5 protein-coding genes are annotated in these 4482 nt (G+C 51.8%); 4 read left to right on the top strand and 1 reads right to left on the bottom strand.

Features of this window, described 5'->3' with window-relative positions; genetic code table 11:
• The 3 genes from FBQ85_27065 to FBQ85_27055 all read left to right on the top strand — a co-directional run.
• Nucleotides 1–470: galactose-1-phosphate uridylyltransferase (locus FBQ85_27065; protein MDL1878795.1), on the top strand; the 470-nt coding region annotated here is incomplete at its 5' end.
• Nucleotides 471–503: 33 nt separating this feature from the next.
• The gene (locus FBQ85_27060) at nucleotides 504–1577 is read left to right on the top strand and encodes a DUF2279 domain-containing protein (GenBank protein MDL1878794.1); all 1074 of its coding nucleotides are present in this window, start codon (nucleotides 504–506) and stop codon (nucleotides 1575–1577) included.
• On the top strand, nucleotides 1510–2805 hold the full coding sequence (locus FBQ85_27055) for a DUF819 family protein (protein MDL1878793.1): 1296 nt from the start codon (nucleotides 1510–1512) through the stop codon (nucleotides 2803–2805). Before FBQ85_27060 ends, FBQ85_27055 begins: the two co-directional genes overlap by 68 nt.
• Nucleotides 2806–3017: 212 nt before the next feature.
• Here FBQ85_27055 and FBQ85_27050 read toward each other — a convergent pair whose 3' ends face one another.
• Entirely contained in the window at nucleotides 3018–3299 is a 282-nt protein-coding gene (locus FBQ85_27050; protein ID MDL1878792.1) for a hypothetical protein, read from the bottom strand.
• Here FBQ85_27050 and FBQ85_27045 point away from each other — a divergent pair.
• Entirely contained in the window at nucleotides 3298–4215 is a 918-nt protein-coding gene (locus FBQ85_27045) for a hypothetical protein (GenBank protein MDL1878791.1), read from the top strand. The genes FBQ85_27050 and FBQ85_27045 overlap by 2 nt on opposite strands.
• The last annotated feature ends 267 nt before the right edge of the window (nucleotides 4216–4482 follow it).

The raw sequence follows: 4482 nt of genomic DNA, 5'->3' as shown, positions 1-4482 counted from the left end.
CCCAGCAGTTTTTTAATTTGAAAGAGCGCTGCCTGTTTTGTGACATTATTCGCCAGGAAATCGACGACAACCAGCGTATCGTTGCGGCCAATGAAAGTTTCGTCGCCTTGTGCCCCTTTGCCGCGCGCGCGCCGTTTGAAACGTGGATTCTGCCCAAGAAACACGAAACCTTTTTTGAATGGCAAAGCGAACTGCCCAGCCTGGCAAAATTACTGCGCATGGTCCTGGATCGCATGCGCGGCACCCTCGGCGACCCAAACTATGTCATGGAAATTCACTCCGGCCCCAATCTCTTCGCAGGCAAGAACCGCGGCTACTGGAAGACGGTGGAGCGCGACTTTCATTGGCATATAGAGATTACGCCGCGCTTGCGTAGCTATACCTCCTTTGAAATGGGCTTTGGCTTTCATGTGAACCCGATGCCCTCGGAAAAAGCCGCGGAATTGCTGCGTATCAACGCAACTTCCTGAAAGCATTGCCGCGCCAACCAGGCCCGCACCTCCATGAGCCGCACCTGCCCAAACCATTCCCGCCGGCCCATCGTTCTTTCTGCGTTATTCCTGTTTTTTTGTTTTTCGAGAACGCAGGCGCAAAACGTTGCCTCATTTGCGTATGCGCCAAAACGCTCCACTCACCAGCAATATGTTTTCTCCGGGTTTTCCAGAAGTCTGCTCGTGAGCAAGCCTGCGGGGCTGCCGGTGACCCCGGCAGCGCCGGGAATCTATTATTTGAAACAGGATACCATTGCCTTTCACCAGGATCCTGCGGCAACACCGGCGCCTCTCAAACATTCATTCTCGCCCCAGCGTCTGGCTTTTGTCAGCGCCATGATGGCCGCTACCAATTGGATTGCGTATCATCAGCTCAACGACGCTTGGTGGCAGGAAAAACGTGGAAAATTTCATTTCTATAAAGGCTATCGCCGCACGCGTGGCTTTTATGATCTCGCCCCCGGCGACAGCTATTGTTATCATCTCGACAAAGGCGGGCATTTTCTTTCGGCGATATTTTTTACGGAGTCACTCACATCGATCTATCAGTGGGTGGGATTTTCCGAAAGCCGCGCTGAAACAATAAGCGCGATCGTCGCCTCCGCGTTGTTGCTTGAGGTGGAGATCTATGACGGTTTTTTTCAAGACTGGGGTTTCAGCCTCGGCGATTTTGCCGCGAATGAATTGGGCGTGCTTTGGGTGTTGGCGCAACGCCGCGTGCCGGCTTTGCAGTCGGTGCGCCTCAAAATCAGTTATGATCCGTTTGCGCCCGTGGAAGACGACTCCTGGATCAAAAGCTACAACGCCATGACGTTCTGGGCGAGTTTCCCGGTGCGTTCGTGGCTGCCTGCGGCTGCGCAAAAGATCTGGCCCGGCTGGCTCAATCTCGCTTTCGGCTACAGCACCGATCGTTTGCGTCACGGCCGGCTCGAAACGTATCTTGCCTTCGATGTGAACGGTGAGGCGCTCATCAAATCGCGCGCGCTTCATCTGTTGCCGTTGCGCCTGCTGTTGAACTATGTTCACCTGCCATTGCCGGCGCTGCAACTCAAGCCCGCGTTGCGCTTTTCACCGCTGCACTTCTGACACGGAGATTCTTATGCCGCTTTTGCAAAGTCCGATGGCGATTTTTGCATTGTGCGCCGGTTTGTGCGCGCTCGTATTTTGGGTCAGCAAACAAGCCTGGGCGCAACGGTTCTTCAGCATTGTGCCAGCCATTATTTTCATTTACTATCTGCCAACGCTGGCTGCCACCTTCGGTGTGATTCCCACGGTTTCGCCAGTTTATGATTGGATGCGCGATTATCTCCTGCCGTTCAGTTTGTTCATTCTGATGGTGACCGCTGACATTCCTGCGATCATGAAGATTGGCCCGAAAGCGCTGGCCATGATGGTGTTCGGCACCCTCGGCGTGATTGTTGGCGGCCCGGTCACATTTCTGCTTTTTTCGAATTGGCTGCCACCTGAAGCCTGGAAAGGCTTTGCTGCGCTCTCCGGCAGTTGGATCGGCGGCAGCGGGAATTTTGCCGCGATGAAAGAGGCGGTAAGCGCGCCCGACAGCATCATTGGCCCCATGATCATCGTTGATACCGCCGTTGGCTACACCTGGATGGGCGTGCTGCTTTTTCTCGCCAATTATCAAAAGCGCGTTGACCGGCGGCTCGGCGCAGACGCGCAGGTGTTGGATGATCTCAATCGCCGCATGAAAGATTATCAGGAAAGCCGCGTCAAGCCCATGGCGCTGTCCGATGCGTTTTTGATTTTATCGATTGGATTCGTGGGCGCCGTGGTTTGTCAAAGTCTGGCGCAATGGGTGTATGAATTGACGCATGTTGCCTTGCGGGAAAATCTGCCGCTGCTCGATTCGATTTTCACGAGTTTCACCTGGCTCATCATTTTTATTTCGACGTTCGGCATTCTGCTGTCGTTCACACCGTTGCGCAATCTTGAGGCGGCCGGCGCTTCCAAGTTGGGATATGTTGCGCTCTATCTTTTTCTCACCTCGATCGGCGCCAAGGCCGATCTTGCCGGATTGCTCACTGCGCCGGTGTTGCTGCTCGCCGGCGTCGTGTGGATTCTCTTTCACATTGGCTTTCTATTTCTCGGTGCGCGACTGATCAAAGCGCCGATGTTTCTCGTCGCCATCGGCAGCCAGGCCAACATCGGCGGCGCGGCGAGCGCGCCGATAGTCGCCGCGGCCTATTACGAGGCCATGGCCCCGGTGGGCGTGCTCATGGGCGTGCTTGGTTATCTGCTCGGCAATTACGGTGGGCTGTTGTGTGCATTGCTGTTGCGGCTGGCTGCGGGCAATTGATTGTTCGCGCGATGCCTTGAGCTTCTGCGATCTCTACTTCTCAAAAACAAGAATAGAATATCAGGTATTCGTATTTATAAGAGTCCTCTCATTCGCACCGCCTTTTTGTTGATTTGCGCAAATCGTTGGGATTCAAATTTTTAGAGCGTGCAGAAAGATGCTCTATAACATGGCATACTGATTGCGATGCTGCATGGCGAGAAACGCCAATTTCATGAATTTTGTTCGGTAATGTTCAGCCTCGGCTTTACCGCGTTAGATGCCACGGCCAAACCATGGCTGACCGAGTAGTGATTACCAATTTTGGCAATCCACCCGCCGCCCGGGAAGAGGGGATAAGACATTTCGATGATGGGTTTTTCTCTCTTTCGCTCTCCTCCTCTCTCTTCTCCAACATAATACTGGCTTTTGCTCATCTGCGCCTGAATTCTATCCACAAGGACATCAAGCGAGTTTGGCATTTGTGGCAACAAAATTTGAAAGGAGAGCATCATGAAAACAACCTTTTGCCTGTTGGCATTCTGCCACATGCTTCTTTGGACGACCGCCGCCGCCCAGGGGGCGGATTCACTCAACTGGTTCCCTTACAAAACCGGGGATATGTGGGAATACCGGGCATTCGGTGCTTACCCATTTGCCATCGCCCAGATTATCAATGTCAAGGATTCTGTCTCAGCCGATGGGAAGATACATCTAACACAACTGCACAGGTTCATATATCCCGTTTGCTGCGAAGATGTAATGTTTTTTCCCTACGTAATAGACACGGCTGCCGCGGAAGTTATTGGACCATCCGACGAACTTAGGAATGTGCCGGTCTACAAATTCAACGTTGAAGAGGGGGACCAATGGTTATTGACGCCGCGCGGTGAAACAGCAACAGTAATGGGCATCAAAGAAGGTAGTCTTTTCGACAGAAATACCACGTTCATGGAAATACGTTACGATAATGGTACTCTAGTCAGATACGGTGTAACGTTGGCACGAGGGTTTGGGTTGATTTATCGAGGTGGCGGAGACCAAGCCTGGAGTTATAACCTTGAAGGAGCAGTGATCAACGGCGTCTTGTACGGTGATACGACAGGCATCCCACTAACTGTTGATGACAAGAATGAGCACTTCATACAACCCGGCTTTGAGTTGCATCAAAACTATCCCAACCCGTTCAATCCGGCGACTGCAATCACGTTCGATCTGAAAACTTCCGGGTCTGTTACTTTGATTATTTATGACATGATGGGAAGAGAGATCAGAAGGCTGGTCGATGATGAAGGCTTTATTCCTGGACCGCACAAGATCATCTGGGATGGAAGAGCAAATTCTGGTGAAATCGCTGCGGCCGGAATTTATCATTACCGGCTTTTGCATAACAACGAGATTGTCACTCGGTCAATGATCTTTCTCAAATAATTCTCAGAAAGGAGCGACCGCACGAATGCAACATATTCGTTCACCGGGAAACCCCAGAAAACAGGGTATTTCCTTCATGTCTTGATCAAATTTTTAGTATGCTCCAGGAAGTAATTCTTGACATTGAATTTTTGAAGCATTACTATCCAATCAGTTTGATGTTTGGTCAACAGTCAACCCGCCGCCAGGGAAGAGGGATAAGGCGTATCGATGCTGGGCTCTTCTCTCTCTCTCTCTCTCTCTCTCTCTCTCTCTCTCTCTCTTCTC

The sequence above is a fragment of the Cytophagia bacterium CHB2 genome, from assembly GCA_030263535.1.
Taxonomy (GTDB): domain Bacteria; phylum Zhuqueibacterota; class Zhuqueibacteria; order Zhuqueibacterales; family Zhuqueibacteraceae; genus Coneutiohabitans.
This window is presented reverse-complemented; position numbering and strand designations above follow the sequence as displayed.

What these genes read in the sequence shown, in the direction of transcription:
- FBQ85_27060 (MDL1878794.1), top strand. Translation starts at nt 504, where the DNA reads ATGAGCCGCACCTGCCCAAACCATTCCCGCCGGCCCATCGTTCTTTCT.
- FBQ85_27055 (MDL1878793.1), top strand. Translation starts at nt 1,510, where the DNA reads ATGTTCACCTGCCATTGCCGGCGCTGCAACTCAAGCCCGCGTTGCGCT.
- FBQ85_27045 (MDL1878791.1), top strand. Translation starts at nt 3,298, where the DNA reads ATGAAAACAACCTTTTGCCTGTTGGCATTCTGCCACATGCTTCTTTGG.
- FBQ85_27050 (MDL1878792.1), bottom strand. Translation starts at nt 3,299, where the DNA reads ATGATGCTCTCCTTTCAAATTTTGTTGCCACAAATGCCAAACTCGCTT.